The following is an 18,028-nucleotide window of genomic DNA, read 5'->3' as shown; positions in this document are numbered from 1 at the left end:
CCTTTCTCTTGATATTTTTTAATGCGTTTGCCCTGTCGGCATAGAATCTACAAAAGATAAGGATGAAAAGTACTGGAGATAAGGACGTTTCCGCATATTCAATTTAAAAAAACAAGGGAGATGATGATGCTAATCTTTTTTAAGGTATATTTGTAGGTGATTAATCCGCACGGATAAAGAATTGTTATAATCTGATTGATAAGTTGTGTTTATGAAAAAGTACATTCTTTCTATTTTAATCTTGTCGCTCTGCATTTCTACATGTTGGGCAGGTAAGCGACTGACCGAGTATGTAAATCCGCTTTTAGGTACTGCCACGCTATGGGAACCGGAAGATTTGGGGTATGTTCGTAAAATGAAAGCGCGTACCTGGGGAGCCGAAGTGTTTCCGGGTTCCTCTGTTCCGAATGCAATGGTTCAGCTAAGCCCGGTGACCCAATACCGGAGTGGGGCCGGCTATCAGTATGAAGATACTGTTATCTATGGGTTTTCTCATACCAACAAAGGACATTGGAACTTGCTTCATATCCCTTTGCTTCCTGTGACAGGACGGGTGAATCCCGGCGATTTCTGTTCCGGATACAGTCATGCAAACGAATCCGCCCATCCGGGATATTACCAAGTATTCCTCGAACGCTACGGTATCAATGCAGAATTGACCTCTACGCTCCATTGTGCGTATCATAAATATACATTCCGTGCCGGCGACGAGAAGAGGTTGCTGGCTGATATGGCCCGCTCCAATAACCGGGTAGACGAATGGGCGATACAAAAGGTGGGAGAACATGCTTTTGCCGGCTATCAGAATGGAGAAGGCAAAATGTTCTTTTATGCCGTTTCCAATTATGGGGTGAAAGAGGTCGGACAGGTGCAGGATGGCAGGAATGTAGTCTCCATAGTGGACTTTGCCGATAGCAAAGGGGCGAAACCGCTGGAGCTTAAAATCGGCTTCTCTTTTGTCAGTGTAGAGAATGCCAAAATGAATCTGGAACAGGAAATGCTTGCAAAGAACTTCGACGAGGTAAGGAATGAAGCAGACCAGACGTGGGAAAATCTGCTTTCTAAGATAACCGTGAAGGGAGGAACTGAACGCCAGAAGGGGATTTTCTATTCCTGCCTGTATCGTTCTTTTCTTTGGCCTGCTTTACGCAGTGATGTGAATGGGGAATATACGGATGCGAGAGGTGAAGTGGTAAATGGCGGTTTCCGTTATTATACCGACCCTTCTTTTTGGGATGATTATCGCAACAAACTGATATTATTGGGGATGATTTCGCCCGATGTTACTGTGGATGTCATCAAATCCATTACCGACAAAGGGGAAAAACGCGGCGGTTATATGCCTACCTTCTTTCATGGCGACCATGCTTCCGCTTTCGTGGCCGGAAGCTATCTGCGCGGTATTAAGGGTTTCGATTTGGAACGTGCTTATAAGTTATTGCTGAAGAATGCGACTGTTCCCGGACGTGGCGGGCGTCCTTATCTGGATGAATATATGGAAAGAGGCTGGATTGCCGAGAAAGATACGACGAATGTCCCGACTTGGGACGAATATAAGGCTGCCGTGACCAAAACGGTGGAGTATGCTTACGACGATTATGCAACGGCTTTGTTGGCAAAAGAACTGGGCGACAAGGAGCATTATAAGTTGCTGATGAAACGTACCGGCAATTATAAGAACTTGTTCGACCCCGGGACCGGTTTCTGGCGCGGACGTATTGAGGACGGTACATGGATTCAGGATTTCGACCCGTATTATCCTTACTATGCTTATATGTACCGCGAAGCCAATGCCTGGCAATCTCTATTCTTTGCTCCGCACGACCCGAAAGGTTTAATCGCCTTGTATCCGGGCAAAAAGGCTGTCGAGCAGAAGCTGGATTCTTTGTTTACAGTTCCATGGAAAGGATATGAAGCACATAATATGACCGGTTTTATTGGAAACTATTGCCATGGCAACCAACCTGACCATAGTGTTCCGTATATGTACTACTTTATCGATAAGCAGGAAAAAGCCCAGTGTGTGTTGGATAGTATCATGGACAGGTTTTATGATATGGGTGCGGATAAATTGGCTTATAGCGGCATGGATGATGCCGGTGAAATGTCTTCCTGGTATGTATTTAATGCCATTGGATTGTATACTTATTCCCCGGCAGATCCGGAATATATCATCACGGTTCCTTTATTCGATGAAGTAAAGTTTACGTTGGGTGACGGCACGAAGTTTACTATCAAAAAGAACGGAAACGGACAGAAGATAACCGGTATCACTTACGGAGGTAAGAAAGTGAAAGGATGGTTTATCTCTCACGATTGGCTTAAACAGGGGAAAGAGTTGGTTATCAATACAAAATAATATCGGTTTAAAGCCGGCATAAACTTTCCTTTACCGGACGACAACGATGACAAATTGGTTTTCTTTGACCGTTTTGTCATCCAGCAGCTCGATTAGTTTTTGCTGACGGGGTGAACCGTTCCGTTCCAGTGTGGTTCGCATTTCCGTAATGCTTCGTATCATGTAAAGATAATCGTCGGTTTGTCCGTCCGGCCAGAAAGGAAAGCCATCATCCAAGTCATTTTCAAGTCCTCCGCTGTTTCCGGGTATGAGATATGCTTCGTTTTCCTCCTTTAAATACAAGACTTGTTGTGTGAGAGGCGGTCTGAATTCTTCTATATTCCCAAGCCAGTTTACCAAAGGAGGATGTTTTTTCTGGTAAAGTCCGAGGAAGAGTCCTTTCGGGTTTTCGAAGAGCGTGTGAAGCCAGATTGTACCTGCGGGTACAGGTTGTCCGGCAGGGAGATTCGGTCCGATGCCCTGTTTCCCGAAATGGATGTGGAAAAGCGGGGCGACTATATGGGCGTCTGTCAGTTGATAGACCGTGTCGCAATAGGGTATCATAAAAGTCATCCGGTCTTGTGCCTCGTTCCAATAGGAGGTCTGGAAAGAGGGAATTTCGTTTGTGTTGAACGAGCTTGAAGGCTTATACAAGGGTATTTTGCATAAAGTATCCCCCTGTAGGTTGAAAGTGGTGATACTGCCTTGAACATTTCCTTCCCGCCAATAATCGCATAATGTGTAACCTGTGGAAGAGAAACCTAACAATTTGCTCCATTCTGATTTGATGGGATATTTCTTTTCCAGGTTTTCCGGATGTATGAAATTGGTGACGGTGAGCATGGTTTCCAATGGCGGCAATTCCCCGATGCAAGGAATACCAGGCTGGTCACTTTCCTTGTTTTCTATGTCTTTTCCGCTCAAGGCGACATACATCTGGGTTGTTTTCTTATCGTAAAACAGAGACCGCCCGTTCATTTCATTATTCCATTTGTATGCTAAAGCCTTGAAACCGTAACGTTTGCTCGGCTTTCCCTGCCTCCGGTAATAGATACGCGGATTGTTGAACGTGATGAAGGCATTACTATCCGGCAAGGCGATAGCTTGTGCAACGTGATAATTGGCATCTCCTACGATATAGTATTCAATCTCGGACGCAATCTGGCTGAGTTTCAGTTGTTTCTGATTTTGTAACGCTTTCTCGACATCCACTTCCACTGGTGTGACAGAGCGGTCGTACCGTGCTTCTAACTGAGGTGATTTAGTCTGGTGTTCCCTGCATCCGGCAGACAGAAGTAGACCGATTAACCCGCAAAGCAGGAAGAGGTTTCTTTTCATATTCGTATTCGTTTATTGTTTATTTTGCTAAAATAGACAATTCTTTTAGAATGGCAAGTGTTTGGCTACCTGTTTCGGGAGAGAGGTGTTATCTGTTTTCAGTTTACATCCTGCTGCTACAACCAGAATGGTGAGTAACAGCAGGATGGAGATTGTTTTTTTGTTTATAGGAACTTATTTCTTTAGTCGGGCAATGAATACGTAATTGTTGTCATTTTCATCGATAGTAGCCTGAAGGTCGGTTAGTTTTTTCCGCATGGATTCTGTGAGGTCTTTTTCCTGAAGCAATGTCTCGATATTACTTAACAGGTTACCCGGTTCTATGTTGTTTATATAGTATCCATTCGAGAAAGCCCCGCTGGGCCACCCGATTTCCTGATTGCCGAAGAAATCGTTGAATAGCTTGAAATAAGCTCCTTTACAGGTTTGCTTATCCACAATATAATGAATCGTTTCACCGCCAACCAACATTCCTGGTTCTATTTCTACAGGAGGTGCGGATGTATTCCCCGTAAAGAAATCCGGCCATTCGCTATAGTTGTGCCAGGGGATATTGTCGGCATCGGGGAATTTTAAAGTAAAAGTCGGCTGCAGACGTCCCTTTTCCGTATCATAGCGGTAGAGCGAGTCGACCCGGGTAGGAGCGATACATAGAATATTTACATCGAATACTCCTGGTATGTTTTTGCCGGAAGTTACTTCATTACTGAAATCCATGGGTGCTTCCAGATAGCCTGGTTCGATGTAGTTCAACCGGTTCCCTTTCAAATCCTGTGTCCAGGCCACGGCAGGAATGCCTTTGAAGGGGAGTAGTACAACCGCTACTGTCCCGGCTTGGGTATCTACCCGGAATTTGGCTTTCGGGCATCTGAGGCAGAGTGGAATGGGGTCTAAGGATTTTCCTTTCAGGTCGTAGACCAGTAGTTTCTGGCTTTGCCAAGGCATTAGATAAATACGATCGTTCGCTTCATCTAACTGGGCATCATACACGCTCTGGTATTCGCTCGGTCCTTGTCCGATGGAGCCGATTTCAGTCAGGAATTTACCTGTTTTATCGAATAGTTTGAATGGCTTTGGCGGATAACCTGAATGTGCCAGAAGATAGTTCTCGGAGGCAGTTATAGCTGTTTGCCCGACAAGTGCTTCATCCCGGTTGTCTAATTTGATAATCTGCATTTCCTCGGTGAAGAAACTGAGCGGTAAGCGTATTGTATCGGCGAAAAGCTTTTGGTCGCAGACCATCACTTTATCATCGCCAACCTGAACATATTGGGCTACTACCGGACAATTATTTAAAATATCGCCGCTTTGTGTATTCTTTTTATTCCCTGTCATACAGGAAAAAGAAACTATTGCTACTGTGATTAGCAATCCGCCTAAAATTCTTTTATTTGCCTCCATACATATTTGTATTAAATTGTTTAGATGCAAATAACGGGATTTAGTTTGTTAAAAGCAAACTTATTATTTGTTTTTCGTAAGGAAATGTGCGTTTCGTATGTTTTTGTATAATAGTTTGTTTAGGGAGAGGTAAGTGTTATTTGTTTTCATCCTGTAGTAGTCCTCTTTTTGAGGAAGTCAACTACTACAGGATGAAAAAGTCTTATGTGTAAATGTGTAAGATAGAAATCTATTTCTTCAGTTGGGCGATGAAGACATAATTATCGGATTGTTACCGTATGCAATATTACATTTTTTTTGTCAAATGGAAAAAGTATATTTGCAATCTGGTAGAATTAAGATAAAGAAGATGAGAGATAAAAACCTCGACATTTACAGGGGAGCTATTATGATATACATCACCTGTTTTATTCATTTGATGTATTGGGAAGGGCTAAGTGTTGGGATTTATACAAGTACTTGTATATCAGGCATTTTAATAGAAATGCCTGATATACAAGTACTTGTATATCAGGCATTTTAATAGAAATGCCTGTTGTTTTCTATATCGCGGGTGCTTCTTTTTCTTTGTCGTCAACCAAGAGGTATGCGGAATATGTATGGTCGAGAATAAAAAGGGTAGCTGTCCCTTACTGGGAATATGCCTTGTTTTGTTTTCCTATCGTGTTGGCCTTCTTTTTCAAAAAAGGATATTTGATACCGTGGGATGATTTTTTGTTGTATCTGTTTTTTACTCCGCCTCCCGTTCCCCGGATATTTTCTCATATTTGGTTTATATTGCCTTATTTACTTATCTGCTTTTGTTTTCCGTTTTTATTTAAATGCATCAAAAAGTATCATTTTCCTTTTATTCTTTTTTACGGGCTTTTTGTCTTATTGATGTTTTGTGCAACAGACGCTCCCGAATTAATAAAAATGGTGATTGTCTATATGTTGTTTGCCGTATGGGGCATGTATTATAAACAGGATATAAAACGGCAGAATCTGGTTTGTATGCTTGCGTCTGCCCTGTATATGGGATATGCCCTGTTTCTCGGAGGCTATTCGTTTAATATGCAGTTAAACAAATTTCCGCCGAATTTATTATTTGTTTCTTATTGCATGCTGGTATTGGGAATAGGGGGACATTTGATGCAGAAAGTGGTTGTCATATTGTATAAACGGTTCGCAGGAGTGCGCAAATATATAGATGCCTACGGGAAAGACGGCTATGCGATTTATCTGGTTCATCCCTTCTCGACGGCAATCATATATGGCATCAAATATTGTTTCAATCTAAACGGTTATATAGCGGATAGCTTGTTTCTCAAGATTATTTATGTCCCGATAGGCTTTTTCTTTCTGTTGTTTGTTAATTTGTATGTTCTGAAGGTCTATAATTTCCTCCTTTCGTTCTTTTATAAAATAGTCGGAAAGATACTGTTGCGGAAAGCTACAGGTTTATAAATCTTTGACCAGCCGGAAACCGTTGTTGAAATGTTTGCTGTTCGGGTAAATGAAATAACGGCAGGTCGGACGACAAATAGCCCGTTCATTGAACCAAGTTCCGCCGCGTACAACGGCATAATGTCTTCCTTCATTATCGAAATTGTCGGAACACCATTCCCAAACGTTGCCGCTCATGTCATAAAGACCCAGTTCATTCGGCTTTTTGGTCCCGATAGGATGAGGTTTTCCTCCGGAGTTTCCGGCATACCATCCCAAACTGTCCAGTTCCATCCCTCCGCTATACAAATTGCCCGGACGACCGTGTATACCGCCTCTGGCCGCAAATTCCCATTCTTCTTCGGTAGGCAATCGGCCACCGGCCCATTTGCAATATTCCTGAGCGCCATACCAGGTGATATAGATTGCCGGATATACTTCGTATCCGTCTACCGGTTTCCCTTTTTCTATTCCCCAGTTGCAGGCATAATAAAGCGGTTCTCCCGCATATTCTCCTTCTTGTACAGTCTGACTTCCGTAGGCTTCCAGAAAATGGGCAAATTGGTAATTCGTAATTTCATAACGACTGATGGCAAAGCTGCCGACAGTCACTTCATGAAGCGGATTGTTATCCTCTTTATAGGTGGACCCCATCGTGAACGTTCCTCCTTTTATGTTTACCATTTCGGGAATGGTGTGAGCAATCAGCCATTTCTTGAATTTGATTTTATCCATCAGTTTATTGGCTTCCGTCCGTTCTGCCTCCTGTATGTTACTGTCGATAAACAGTTGTAGATACTTCATCGATATATCGTATGCTTCCTCTCCCCTAATCGGAAAAAGGCGTTCGTACAAAGTTGCTAATGCCATATATCCGTCGGTTCTATCCGGGTCGAGACGGACTCCTTCTTCATACAGTTTTAGTGCTTCTTCGGTATATTTGAGTATTTCGGCCGGTTTTCCTTCCAGCCGGAGCAATTCGTCTGCTTGCCGGATGGAATTATCGGCATAAGGGTTAATCTGATTGCTGATTTGGCGGGTAAACTTAGTTTTCTTCATTTCGACCGGAATGAGACGATAGTATTGCTGTAGCGTGTCTATCGGTAATTTCTTCATGATACGGGTCAATAAAAACTGTCCGGCATATTTATCCATATTGTTTTTGATGAACAGGATACGAAGCGAATCGCGGATTGCCGTTAACTTATTTAATTCGATTTCTTCGTCCAGTTCATAGTTGCCGGATGAGATGTGTTTGTTGTATTCCTTGTTTCCTGTTGAAATGGTATGTAAATGTGCCAACACTTTATTCAGACTGTCTATTTTTTGAGAAATGCCATGTGTTTGTTCCAGATATCCGGCATATCCCATATGTGTGGCAGCTCCTTCGAAATGTAATCCGTTGGGAAAGTCATGGATACTTCCGTCTATCCGGAGGGTGTCTATGTCAATCAGCAGGTCGCAGTAGTAAAATTCATCGTTAATGGTTGTACATAGCCAGAGATGTTGAGGGGTGTCGGATAGGGTTCCGTGCATTAAGATTCGCCCGTTCTCTATCCGCTCGGCATTGATGACCCGTTGCGTGTCAAATTGTTTCAGGAAAAATAGAGTTCCGTTTTTGACATCCCGTATGTGCGCTTCTATCACATACTGGTTGTCTGCGGCCAGTAAAAAGCTGATTCCTGTGAACAATATGATAAGCAGCGGTTTAAGCATAAACTATCATTATTTATTCAGTTCACTTTTTCTTCTGCATATAACATTACGCCGCAAAAGAACATTGCCAGAAATAAGATTAGTTGCTTCATGGTGTTTCTTTTTGTGGCGGAAGGTATATATTATTTGTTAGACAGCTTCGATAGGGTTTTAACTATCTGAAGTTGTCTAACAATTTTTATATTTTATACCGGTTGTTTTATACGATTGTTTCGGTCACCACCTGTCCATCGAACAGATTAATGATGCGGGAAGCATAACCGGCATCATGCTGGCTGTGGGTTACCATTACGATTGTAGTTCCTTCTTTGTTCAGTTCGCTAAGCAAATTCATCACTTCCTGACCGTTTTTACTGTCCAGATTACCGGTCGGCTCATCGGCAAGGATTAGTTTCGGGTTGGCTACCACCGCGCGGGCAATCGCTACACGTTGCTGCTGACCTCCGGATAGTTGTTGCGGGAAGTGTTTTTCACGATGTACGATGGCCATTCGTTCCATTGCTTCCTGAACCTTTTTCTTGCGTTCGGATGCCGATACACCCATATAAAGTAATGGCAACTCGATATTTTCGTAAACATTCAGTTCGTCAATCAGGTTGAAACTCTGGAATACGAAACCGATGATACCTTTCCGTAGTTTGGTACGTTGTGCTTCCGTGTATTTGGATACTTCGGTTCCATTCAGGTAATATTCGCCCGATGTCGGATTATCCAGCAATCCCAATATATTCAACAGGGTAGATTTTCCGCAACCGGACGGCCCCATGATGGCAACAAACTCGCCTTCTTTTACTTCTATACTGACCTTGTTCAGGGCCAGCGTCTCGACTTCCTCCGTACGAAAGATTTTTTCTAATTCAACAGTTTTAATCATAAGTGTGAGATGTTTTTTTGAATAATGTAAATAAATAAACAAAAGCCGTGCCAATTATGTAAATAATTGATATACTTATATTTATTGTTTTTATACGTATCTTTCTTCGTGCAAATGCGCACATTGATGGTTCGGAAACGCACATACTTTCTTTTCTCCGGATTTAATAGTATGAAATATCAAAACGTACGGTAGTATTTTAGAAAAAGTACCGTACGGTTTGATAAAAATAGAGGTGCGGAAAAGATTTGTCGAAAGAGATATTTGTTTAAATTTGCGGTTGCTAAAGAATAATACGTATGAATACACTTAATAAAGTCTCTTGTTATTGGTTCGTTTTCCATAATGACCAGTTGCTGCTTCATTTTTTACGAAAGACAATTTGCCTGAGTTACCTCGTAAGCTCAGTTTAGCCCGTAAAATGATAGATTGGTGGATAGAGCAATAAGAAATAAAAAAACAATGTATTTTAATAGCTTTTTATTATGAAAATAGCAACCGTACTTATCCGTACTTTTTGCCTGTTGACTTTGTGGACGGCAGTAGTTGAACTTTCGGCACAAGTGACACGTGCCGATTATTTGCGTATCGATACGTTCCTGAACTGTTCCGAACGTGTTTATTCACAGGCTATCCGCCCTGAATGGGTGGACAGTTCCCACTATTTCTGGTATAGAAATCATGAAAAAGAGGGCGATTTCTTTTATCTCGTGAATGCTGAAAACGGGAAACAGCAACGTGCTGCGGATAAAAAGAAACTGGCTGCATTCTTTACAGGCAAAAACAAACATTTGGCGGAGTTTTTCCTGAAAGAAGATGAAAAGAAAAATGACCGTTGGTGGGGAGGCAGAACGCCGGAACCTGTTGTTTCGCCGGATAATCAATGGAAAGCTTATATAAAAGATAATAATCTTTATGTGGCATCGAATTCAGAAAAAAAAGAGGAAATAGCCCTGACGATGGACGGTACGACCAACTTGCGGTATGATGCCTATTCGATAATCTGGTCGCCCGATTCGAAAAAGTTGGCAACGGTAAAGGTCCGTGAGGTGACCGAACGTCGTATCCCCCTGATTGAGTCGAGTCCGGAAAGCCAGAAACAACCGATTCTCCAATGGAGGAATTATGCAAAACCGGGCGATGTTTTACCTGTCTCCCTGCCTGTTCTTTTTGATATGGAAACGCGTAAACAGATTACGCTTGATACGGATGCTTTCGAAAACCAATATGCTCTTTACTTGACGGGATGGCGAAAAGATAGCCGCGCTTTTACTTTTGAGTTTAATCAGCGTGGACATCAGCGTTATGTGGTGGCTGAAGTAAGTGCGCTGGATGGTGTTATCCGCCTTCTTGTCGATGAAAGAGCAAAAACTTTCATCCATTATAATCAGAATTTCCGTTATGATTTGAATGATGGAAAAGAACTACTCTGGGTATCTGAACGGGATGGTTGGCGCCACTTATATCTGATTGATGGTGGTTCCGGAAAGGTAAAGCAACAAGTGACCCGCGGAGAATGGGTGGTTCGTCAGGTTGATTTCGTGGATGAGGCGAACCGGACGGTTTACTTTACCGCTTCCGGGTTTAATGAAGGGGAAGACCCTTACAATCTGCACTATTGCCGCATCAACCTGGATGGTACGGGATTTCTGGATATGACACCGGAGAATGGTAATCACCATGTTTCTTTTTCGGTTGACCGCAAATATTTTACAGATGTTTATTCCCGTCCGGATTTTCCTGCAGTCAGTCAACTGAAACGAACTGCGGATGCTTCGTTGATTGCCGTTTTACAGAAGTGCGACATTTCCACTCTTGAAAAGGAAAGTTGGCAAATGCCTGAAGTTTTCTGTGCCAAAGGCCGTGACGGAAAGACTGATATTTGGGGGAACATTCACCGGCCGAGCCATTTCGATAGCTCCAAATCATACCCGGTGGTAGAGATGATTTATGCCGGTCCGCACGATTCGCATGTTGATAAAGATTTCAGGCCGGCTAACCATTTGATTTCAAAACTGGCAGAATTGGGCTTTATTGTTGTGTCGATTGATGGGATGGGAACATCCAACCGTTCGAAAGCTTTCCATGATGTTTGCTGGAAAAATCTGAAAGACGCCGGGTTTCCGGACCGTATTGCTTGGATAAAAGCTGCTGCTGCCAAATATCCGTATATGGATACGACACGTGTCGGCATTTACGGATGGTCGGCGGGCGGACAAAATGCAATGGCAGCATTGCTTTTTCATCCTGATTTTTATAAGGCGGCAGTGGCTCTTTGCGGTTGCCATGATAACCGGATGGATAAAGTCTGGTGGAACGAACAATGGATGGGGTATCCGGTAGATGAATCGTATAGTGCTTCCTCGAATGTGGACAATGCTTGGCGGTTGAAAGGAAAATTATTGCTTATCAACGGAGAACTGGATGACAATGTCGACCCCGCTTCAACTCTACAAGTGGTGAGTGCGCTGATGAAAGCAAACAAAAATTTTGAACAACTTTATCTGCCGGGTAAGACGCATAATCTGGGTGGTCCTTTCGAGATGCATCGTATGTATGATTTCTTCGTGAAGAATCTGTTAAACCAAGAGCCGCCCGAATGGGAATAATCAAGGTTTTTCGATTGTATCCAACCAGGTTTCAAGGCAAACCTGCGGATAAAACTCCATGCTCTCCTGTACGGTAGTCACAGTTGTAGATGATTTCATCCGTTCTGCAATCTTCTCAATCGTCTCAGGATAGGCTGTTTCAATTAAATCATTCAGGATGAAAGAGAAGAAGTGTGGCTCCCGTTTCAGGTATCTGTCCATTAGCAGATAGCAGGAAGCGGGAGATGAAGTTAGTATCTGCTCTTTCAGTTCCTTATATTCTTCTGTCTCCATGTATTGGTATGGCGTGTATTCCGGCCCCATTTCGTCGCATTTGTTGAGGAATGCGGTGAATTTCTCATTGAATGCGTTCTTTTCTGAACGCGAAACCATTCTCGTGCCGGTATTGATACGGGTACGTACGTCGGGAGTAACTTTAAATATATCGGGTTCTGTATAATCATCGCTACTGCAGGAGCCGAGTAAAGCCAAGACTACCAGTGCTAATAACGTTGCTAACAGTTGTAATTTTGTCATGATGTGTTTTTATTTAATCATTCTTGTATAAATATAAGACGTTGTTTAGTACCGAATTGTTGCAACAGAACACGACTTTTTTGCAAGAAAAATTAAAATATCTTTTTTGAGAGTCTGTTATTTATTCTGCTTTTATTGTTTTTGCGGGATTAGTCCGGGCTATCCGATAAAGTTTAGAACTGATGGTTATGGCAATCAAACCGGCTGTTACAGCTAACAGACAGAACCAGAAAAGCGGATTGTTGAAGTCGTATCTTTTCTGTACTTCTTCTTGAAAAGTAGTGGCAAGCAGCCATAAAATAGGCAAGCAGAATATTGCTCCCAAACAAAATATACGGATATAAAGTTTTCCGAATAACAGGATAATATTTTTAAATGTAGCACCATTTACTTTCCTGATAGCTACCTCTTTTTGTCGTTTTTCCGTGTCCAGCGTTATGGCTGCATAAATGCCGGAGGTGGTAATGAATATGCAAATGACGGCAAGTATCAGGAAAATGTTTTGTAATAAGATTAACTGATATAAAGCTTCATTCAAATTTTCATAAAATGTTTTGACAGGGACAGACAATGTGTCGGGTATCCATTTGTACATAACCTGATTGATATGCTTCATCAATTTTTCTTCGTCTCCTTTTTGGCAACGGAGGTAGCAGTATTTGGGATGTTGAACCGGCATGATAACGAACAGGCCATCTTCGGCAGCCATAAGCAGAGAGATGTCCTCGACAACGCCGCTGACTGTGTAATTTTGCTCTGTCAGTAGCAGGTTATTGCCCATTTCTTCTTTTTCCATGTAGCCGGATAATCGTTTGTTAACGAGTACCTGGTTGGGATTTTCCGGCATTTGGCCTCGTAATATGGGAAGATGTACGAAATCCGGATAATTGCCGGATACCTTCAGGATATAGACAAGATACTTTACTTTGTTGAATATGAAATCACCGGTAATTTCCGAATTTCCCAAATTGCTATTTTCAGTGAGTAGATATTCCGTAACTATCGGGCTTTCTGTCAGTGCTCGAATCACCTCTTGTTCGATTCCTTTTAATTGTCCGGCAGTCAGTGGTACGATGAAAGTACGCTCTTGTTCCTCCTTCGGGCAGGAAGAATAGATAGCGGTATTCATTTCTCGGTTTTGCAGAAACGACATGCTTGCCAGGCCGAAAAAGAATAAACTGATAAAAAATCCGACACCCAGCATGACATTGCGGACGCGGTGTTTGCTTCCCGTTTGATTGCCTCCGCGCATACCACGTATCCCTGGAATTTTATGAATTCGCCAGATTGTAATACCGACAATGAAGGCACTTATTGCCAGCAACTCTACCAGAATGATTGCTATCTCCCTAAAAAACAGACCCATGTCAAGATATAAGCCTGTCTCCGTAATTGAATCTAATAAGTGGATAACCCAGGGGAGTACTGTTTCACTGAGGCAGAGTGCAAAAAAAGTGGCTAACAGAATAGTTAGTATTTGTTCTGTAAATAGTTGTCCGAATAATTGCCGGTTGTTGGCCCCGATACTTTTTCGCATACTTAGTTCTCGTGTCCGGTTATAGAACGAACCGATACTCAAACTGAAAAAGTTGATTAATCCACTCAACAAAACCAGAAAGCCGAAACTTTGCAAAAGCATTTTCTCACTGAAATTATGTAATCCGACTTTTTCCGCATTTATTCCTTCCACTTTGAAATGATAGTCCTCATCACCCAGTTCGGATGGCAGGTCTGTATATTTGTAATTAAAAGTAATACCTAAACCTGCTATTTTTCGGTTCAAATCTTCAATATCCGTATGGGGAGCCAGAAGGAGCGATATGGTGGTTTCCATCTCCAATAGTTCTTCTTCCTGACAACAGAAGAATAATTCGGACTTCTTTATACCTGTTAGTTGATTGGGCAGAGGAAGGTCTTTTACAACTCCCTGAATCGTATAGTATTTTTCTTCGACTTCAACGATTTTGCCTAAGGCTTCTTCTGCTTTACCATATACTTTCCGAGCCATGGTTTCACTTATCAGTACTGATTGCGGTTGCAAAAATGCTTCTTTGATTGTTCCGGTTATGGGTTGCATGGAATAATATTCCGGTATGCCTTCATTTATGCGGAAGCAATTTGTTTCGAATACGGCTTCTTTTTCCAGTCCGGACTGGAAAGTACAGATTTGTTTTCCTATGGAAGTTCCATATACTATGTTGCGGATTTCCGGTAGCTGGGCTTCTTTCAATTTCAAAACTTCCCTATAAGGATAAGCATACCATTTTTCGCCTTTGTTATTGACGGGGACGAGTTTTGCCATCTGTTCATATTCGGGAAATTGATGGTTCACCTTTGTTGCTAACGTAGTCAGATAAGTACAGACGGAAAAGGCGAGAATCCCCATGGAAAGTCCGATTGCACAAATGAAGGTTTGCGTTTTACGTATTTTCAGGTTGCGGAATCCTATTTTGAAGTAATGTGTGAGCATGGTAATAAAAAACTTTTGTTTTTCTAATTTGATTCTTATTAAAAGTACAAAAGTTGTGCCATTGTTGTAAGTGGTTGTTAGTTAGTGTGATATGTGTTCTATGGGCATGGAGTTATTGTGTGAATACGCACAATGAGCGTTCGCTATTGCACTTCTTTATGGTTCCTTTAAAGGCATAATCACTTTCAAACTATCCGCTTTCCGGATAGTATCGGCCAGCATCAGCGAATCCTTCATTATTTTCTGTAAAGTATCTTTAAGGGCAAAAGCGACTTCTGGATTATTTTTCTCGAATTCTTTCTTTTTCTTGATAATATCCGGTGTCGGCAGGTTATTATAGTTTTTCCATGTCCCGTCGCGTTTGGCGTTTCGCTTATGTACATATTCTTTCCGGCTGGTCATTTTGGCGATATCGAAAGTAACGAGCCCTTTCGGAACAAATAAGGGGGCACGTTTTACTTCGTCCAGCATACTTTGATAAACAGAAGGTATTTGAGATGACGTCAGATTATAACGCCAGAATACTGAAGGAGGCAAATCCTTTAAGGCCACTTTTCTGCGTGAGGAATCAGGTTGTATATATTCGGAAAAATCTTTTATAATGGGTAATGGCGTTACCGGAATCATTTGCATCTCCAAATCCGGCTTCTCCAGATTAATCAGAGAGCCGGACTTGATAGCTTCCATTGCCTCAGGATTTAATTGCAGCTTTTCTTTGCCCGACAGGACATTTTGAAGCCACACAGAATCCTTTTTTGTCCATTGAGCGTGTGCGTATTCCACTCCGTTCAGACAAATCAGCACCCATATAAATATTCGTTTGCGCATATATTCTTTATTGCCCGCGAATATAGACAAGTTCTCATGACTTCTTAATATAATTAGTTTAATTTGTCTTAGAAATTTAAAATGTTAATTGTTTTTGGGACGTATTGACTTTATTCGCTTTTTATCACTTCCGCAGGATTGAGCCGCGATATTAAGAAAATACGGGAGGCAATAGTTCCTGTTACAACCAGAATGATAGTAAGGGCAATACTTATCCAGAACAGTGGTCCGTCATTAAAAAATACTGTGTAAAACCGTTTCCATACCCTGAAGGCAAGCGCAACAAGCGGTAAAGCCAATAGGGCTGAAAAAAACAGCAAACGGATATATAACCAAGCAAATAACAGGGTAATAGCCCGTATACCGGCTCCGTTGATTTTGCGGATGGCTACTTCTTTTTTGCGATACTCCGTGTCCAATGTAATGGCCGAATAAATACCGAGAAGAGTAATACAAATACAAACGATAGAGAAGAAAAGAACGATGCCTTTTAAAGTGCTTTCTAAGGCTTGTTCTTCTATTATATCATCTTGAAAGGTTTTTACGCGAGGAGTGACACTTGCTGGAAGTGTTTCTATTAAGATTTTATGTATCCATTGTTTGACTGCTTTTTCTTGTCCGGGGTAGCATTTTATATAACAATGTCCCACATATTCTGAAAAATCGGCGGGAAGAAAGACGAATCCTTCACTTTGGTTGTATACATCGCTGTTGAATGTAGAGGCAATCCCGCAAATGGTATATCCGGTTGTGCGATTGTACAACGTCGTCCCGGTTTGGCTATTCTCCGGATGGCGTTCGGCAAAAAGCTGGTCTACCAATATTTCTGTATTCGATTCGATAGAATGTCCGCTTAAGAGTGGGATATTCATGAATGTAAAGAAATTGGAAGGGATACACATTATATTGGCTCCGATAGAACTGTTTTTGTCATCTTTTTCGGTTTGTATTCCTATTCCGGATGCTTCACTGGCATAGGATACGTCTGAAAGCAGTATATCTTTTACGCCGGCATGCTGGCGAAACCTTTCGATAATGTTTAACTTTTCGTTGTTTTGCATAAAAGAGTAGTCCAAAGAAATACTGAATATGGATTCTTTTTCGGGTATACTGAGTGTGTCGAATAAAGTGGTACTGGTTTTATTGAATTGCAGGTATAGGGCTGCTGCAAACGAAACGAACAGCCAGCAGATAAATAGCTGTAATCCCAACATGAAATTTCGGAGATGGTGCTTGTTTAGCCGTCTTACTCCCCCTCGTATACCGGTTTGGACTGAAATATTCCGAATACGTAAAGTGATGATTGTGCAAATGAAGATACCAAAGAGGAGTGACAGAATAAAATATTCTAAAGTTTGCCATATCATCCTCTTTGTCTCGAAATCCAGATTGATTCGGAACATGGATATTTTTAATTCTGAGCCAAATTGTTCCAAAAAACAGAACACAAGTAGAAAACTGATAATGAGTAGCAGGCTCGATTGAGTAGATAATAACCCGAATAATTGCCAACTGTTTCCACCTGTCACTTTTCGTATGCTGTATTCATGTATGCGGTTCAAAAATGTACCTATCAGAAAGTGAAAGAAATTAAGCATACCGGTCAATAGAATGAGAATGCTGGAAACTCCGGTTATCCATGAAAAAATTCGGAGTACCTGTTGTTTATTGTTGGATGCACCGATTGGACTGGCGGAAATTTTCATATCTTCATTGTAAAAATTTATTTTGAGGTCTGTATTCCGGAACTGCTTTTCAAGGTCGACAGGTTTTTTCCCTTTTTGTAAAAGTGCATATGTATCGCACCCCGTCATGCCATTTTTGAAACTTGAATTCAACAAGCCTTCGCTGTCATTTAAAGCTAATATATCGACTGTTTGCATCAGATTCATACTTGCGTTGGTCGGGAAATCCCGGACAACAACTCCTATCGTATAGGAAATGCCTCCTGTTTTGGGGGTTGATTCCGGCGAACTGATAAGCCTTCTACTCAGAATCATCTGTTTCCCGATAGCATTGTTGGGCTGTCCGAATATTTTGCGGGCTGTAGATTCTGCCATAATGATTGAATTGGGCGTTTGTGCCGCTTGTTTCCAATTCCCGGCGATTACTTCCGGGGTGAATACCTGATGATAAGTGGTATCGACTTCCATAGCGGAAAGCGTATAAGGGAGTATTTTGTCCTCCTTTACAACTACATTATATGAACGCTCCCTTATATAAACAATACGTGTAAGCGCTTCGATATCAGAATAGTTTGTTTGCAATTTTTCGACAAGTGTTGCCGGTGTTCCTGAAAAAAGTTCTCCTTCCGAATACATCTGCAATTCCGCGATTCGCTTATGAAGAGGAAAACAAGTATCCACACTTTGCATGTATCGGCAGCAATACATGCAAAGACAGAAACATAACAGACTTACGGCCAACCCGATAATAGAAATAATGTTTTGCGTTTTGTACTTGTTGAACGCCCTGATTGCAGTTTTAATATAATGTAGAAACATATTATTCCT

General features: G+C 41.8%; 11 protein-coding genes and 1 pseudogene. 4 read left to right on the top strand and 8 right to left on the bottom strand.

Annotation, left to right across the window (positions count from 1 at the left end):
- The first annotated feature begins 211 nt into the window (after positions 1 to 211).
- Entirely contained in the window at positions 212 to 2,359 is a 2,148-nt protein-coding gene (locus DW103_RS13515) for a GH92 family glycosyl hydrolase (protein ID WP_122277020.1), read from the top strand.
- 30 nt (positions 2,360 to 2,389) lie between these two features.
- On the opposite strand, the gene DW103_RS13510 is transcribed toward DW103_RS13515, so the two are convergent.
- On the bottom strand, positions 2,390 to 3,676 hold the full coding sequence (locus DW103_RS13510; protein WP_122277018.1) for a DUF4933 domain-containing protein: 1,287 nt from the start codon (positions 3,674 to 3,676) through the stop codon (positions 2,390 to 2,392).
- A 174-nt stretch (positions 3,677 to 3,850) separates the two neighbouring features.
- Positions 3,851 to 5,077: a 6-bladed beta-propeller gene (locus DW103_RS13505; protein WP_122277016.1), complete on the bottom strand. Its 1,227-nt coding sequence runs from the start codon at positions 5,075 to 5,077 to the stop codon at positions 3,851 to 3,853.
- A gap of 528 nt (positions 5,078 to 5,605) precedes the next feature.
- Between DW103_RS13505 and DW103_RS13500 the strand changes: the two genes are divergently transcribed.
- On the top strand, positions 5,606 to 6,523 hold the full coding sequence (locus DW103_RS13500; RefSeq protein ID WP_233545689.1) for an acyltransferase family protein: 918 nt from the start codon (positions 5,606 to 5,608) through the stop codon (positions 6,521 to 6,523).
- Here DW103_RS13500 and DW103_RS13495 read toward each other — a convergent pair.
- Together DW103_RS13495 and DW103_RS13490 are read right to left on the bottom strand one after the other, a co-directional pair.
- Positions 6,518 to 8,218 (bottom strand): formylglycine-generating enzyme family protein, encoded by a 1,701-nt coding sequence (locus DW103_RS13495; RefSeq protein ID WP_122277014.1) that lies wholly within the window; start codon positions 8,216 to 8,218, stop codon positions 6,518 to 6,520. The genes DW103_RS13500 and DW103_RS13495 overlap by 6 nt on opposite strands.
- A 199-nt stretch (positions 8,219 to 8,417) precedes the next feature.
- A complete protein-coding gene (locus tag DW103_RS13490; protein WP_122277012.1) occupies positions 8,418 to 9,092 on the bottom strand; it encodes an ABC transporter ATP-binding protein in 675 nt (224 codons plus the stop codon).
- Positions 9,093 to 9,456: 364 nt separating this feature from the next.
- Between DW103_RS13490 and DW103_RS13485 the strand changes: the two are divergent.
- Positions 9,457 to 9,540 (top strand): annotated as a pseudogene (locus tag DW103_RS13485) (NADH pyrophosphatase); the annotation flags it as partial.
- A 37-nt stretch (positions 9,541 to 9,577) separates the two neighbouring features.
- On the top strand, positions 9,578 to 11,701 hold the full coding sequence (locus tag DW103_RS13480) for a DPP IV N-terminal domain-containing protein (protein WP_122277010.1): 2,124 nt from the start codon (positions 9,578 to 9,580) through the stop codon (positions 11,699 to 11,701).
- Here DW103_RS13480 and DW103_RS13475 read toward each other — a convergent pair whose 3' ends face one another.
- From DW103_RS13475 to DW103_RS13460, 4 genes are all read right to left on the bottom strand, one after another.
- Entirely contained in the window at positions 11,702 to 12,217 is a 516-nt protein-coding gene (locus DW103_RS13475) for a hypothetical protein (RefSeq protein ID WP_122277008.1), read from the bottom strand.
- Between the two features lie 121 nt (positions 12,218 to 12,338).
- A complete protein-coding gene (locus DW103_RS13470) occupies positions 12,339 to 14,687 on the bottom strand; it encodes an ABC transporter permease (RefSeq protein ID WP_122277006.1) in 2,349 nt (782 codons plus the stop codon).
- A gap of 156 nt (positions 14,688 to 14,843) precedes the next feature.
- The gene (locus DW103_RS13465) at positions 14,844 to 15,515 is read right to left on the bottom strand and encodes a DUF4858 domain-containing protein (protein WP_122277004.1); all 672 of its coding nucleotides are present in this window, start codon (positions 15,513 to 15,515) and stop codon (positions 14,844 to 14,846) included.
- Between the two features lie 110 nt (positions 15,516 to 15,625).
- Entirely contained in the window at positions 15,626 to 18,019 is a 2,394-nt protein-coding gene (locus DW103_RS13460; RefSeq protein ID WP_122277002.1) for an ABC transporter permease, read from the bottom strand.
- Positions 18,020 to 18,028 lie beyond the last annotated feature (9 nt).

Origin of the sequence: Parabacteroides sp. AM08-6 (assembly GCF_003473295.1) — a bacterium.
Taxonomy (GTDB): Bacteria; Bacteroidota; Bacteroidia; order Bacteroidales; family Tannerellaceae; genus Parabacteroides.
Note: the sequence above shows the minus strand (reverse complement) of the source record. Positions and strands in the feature narration are given on the sequence as shown.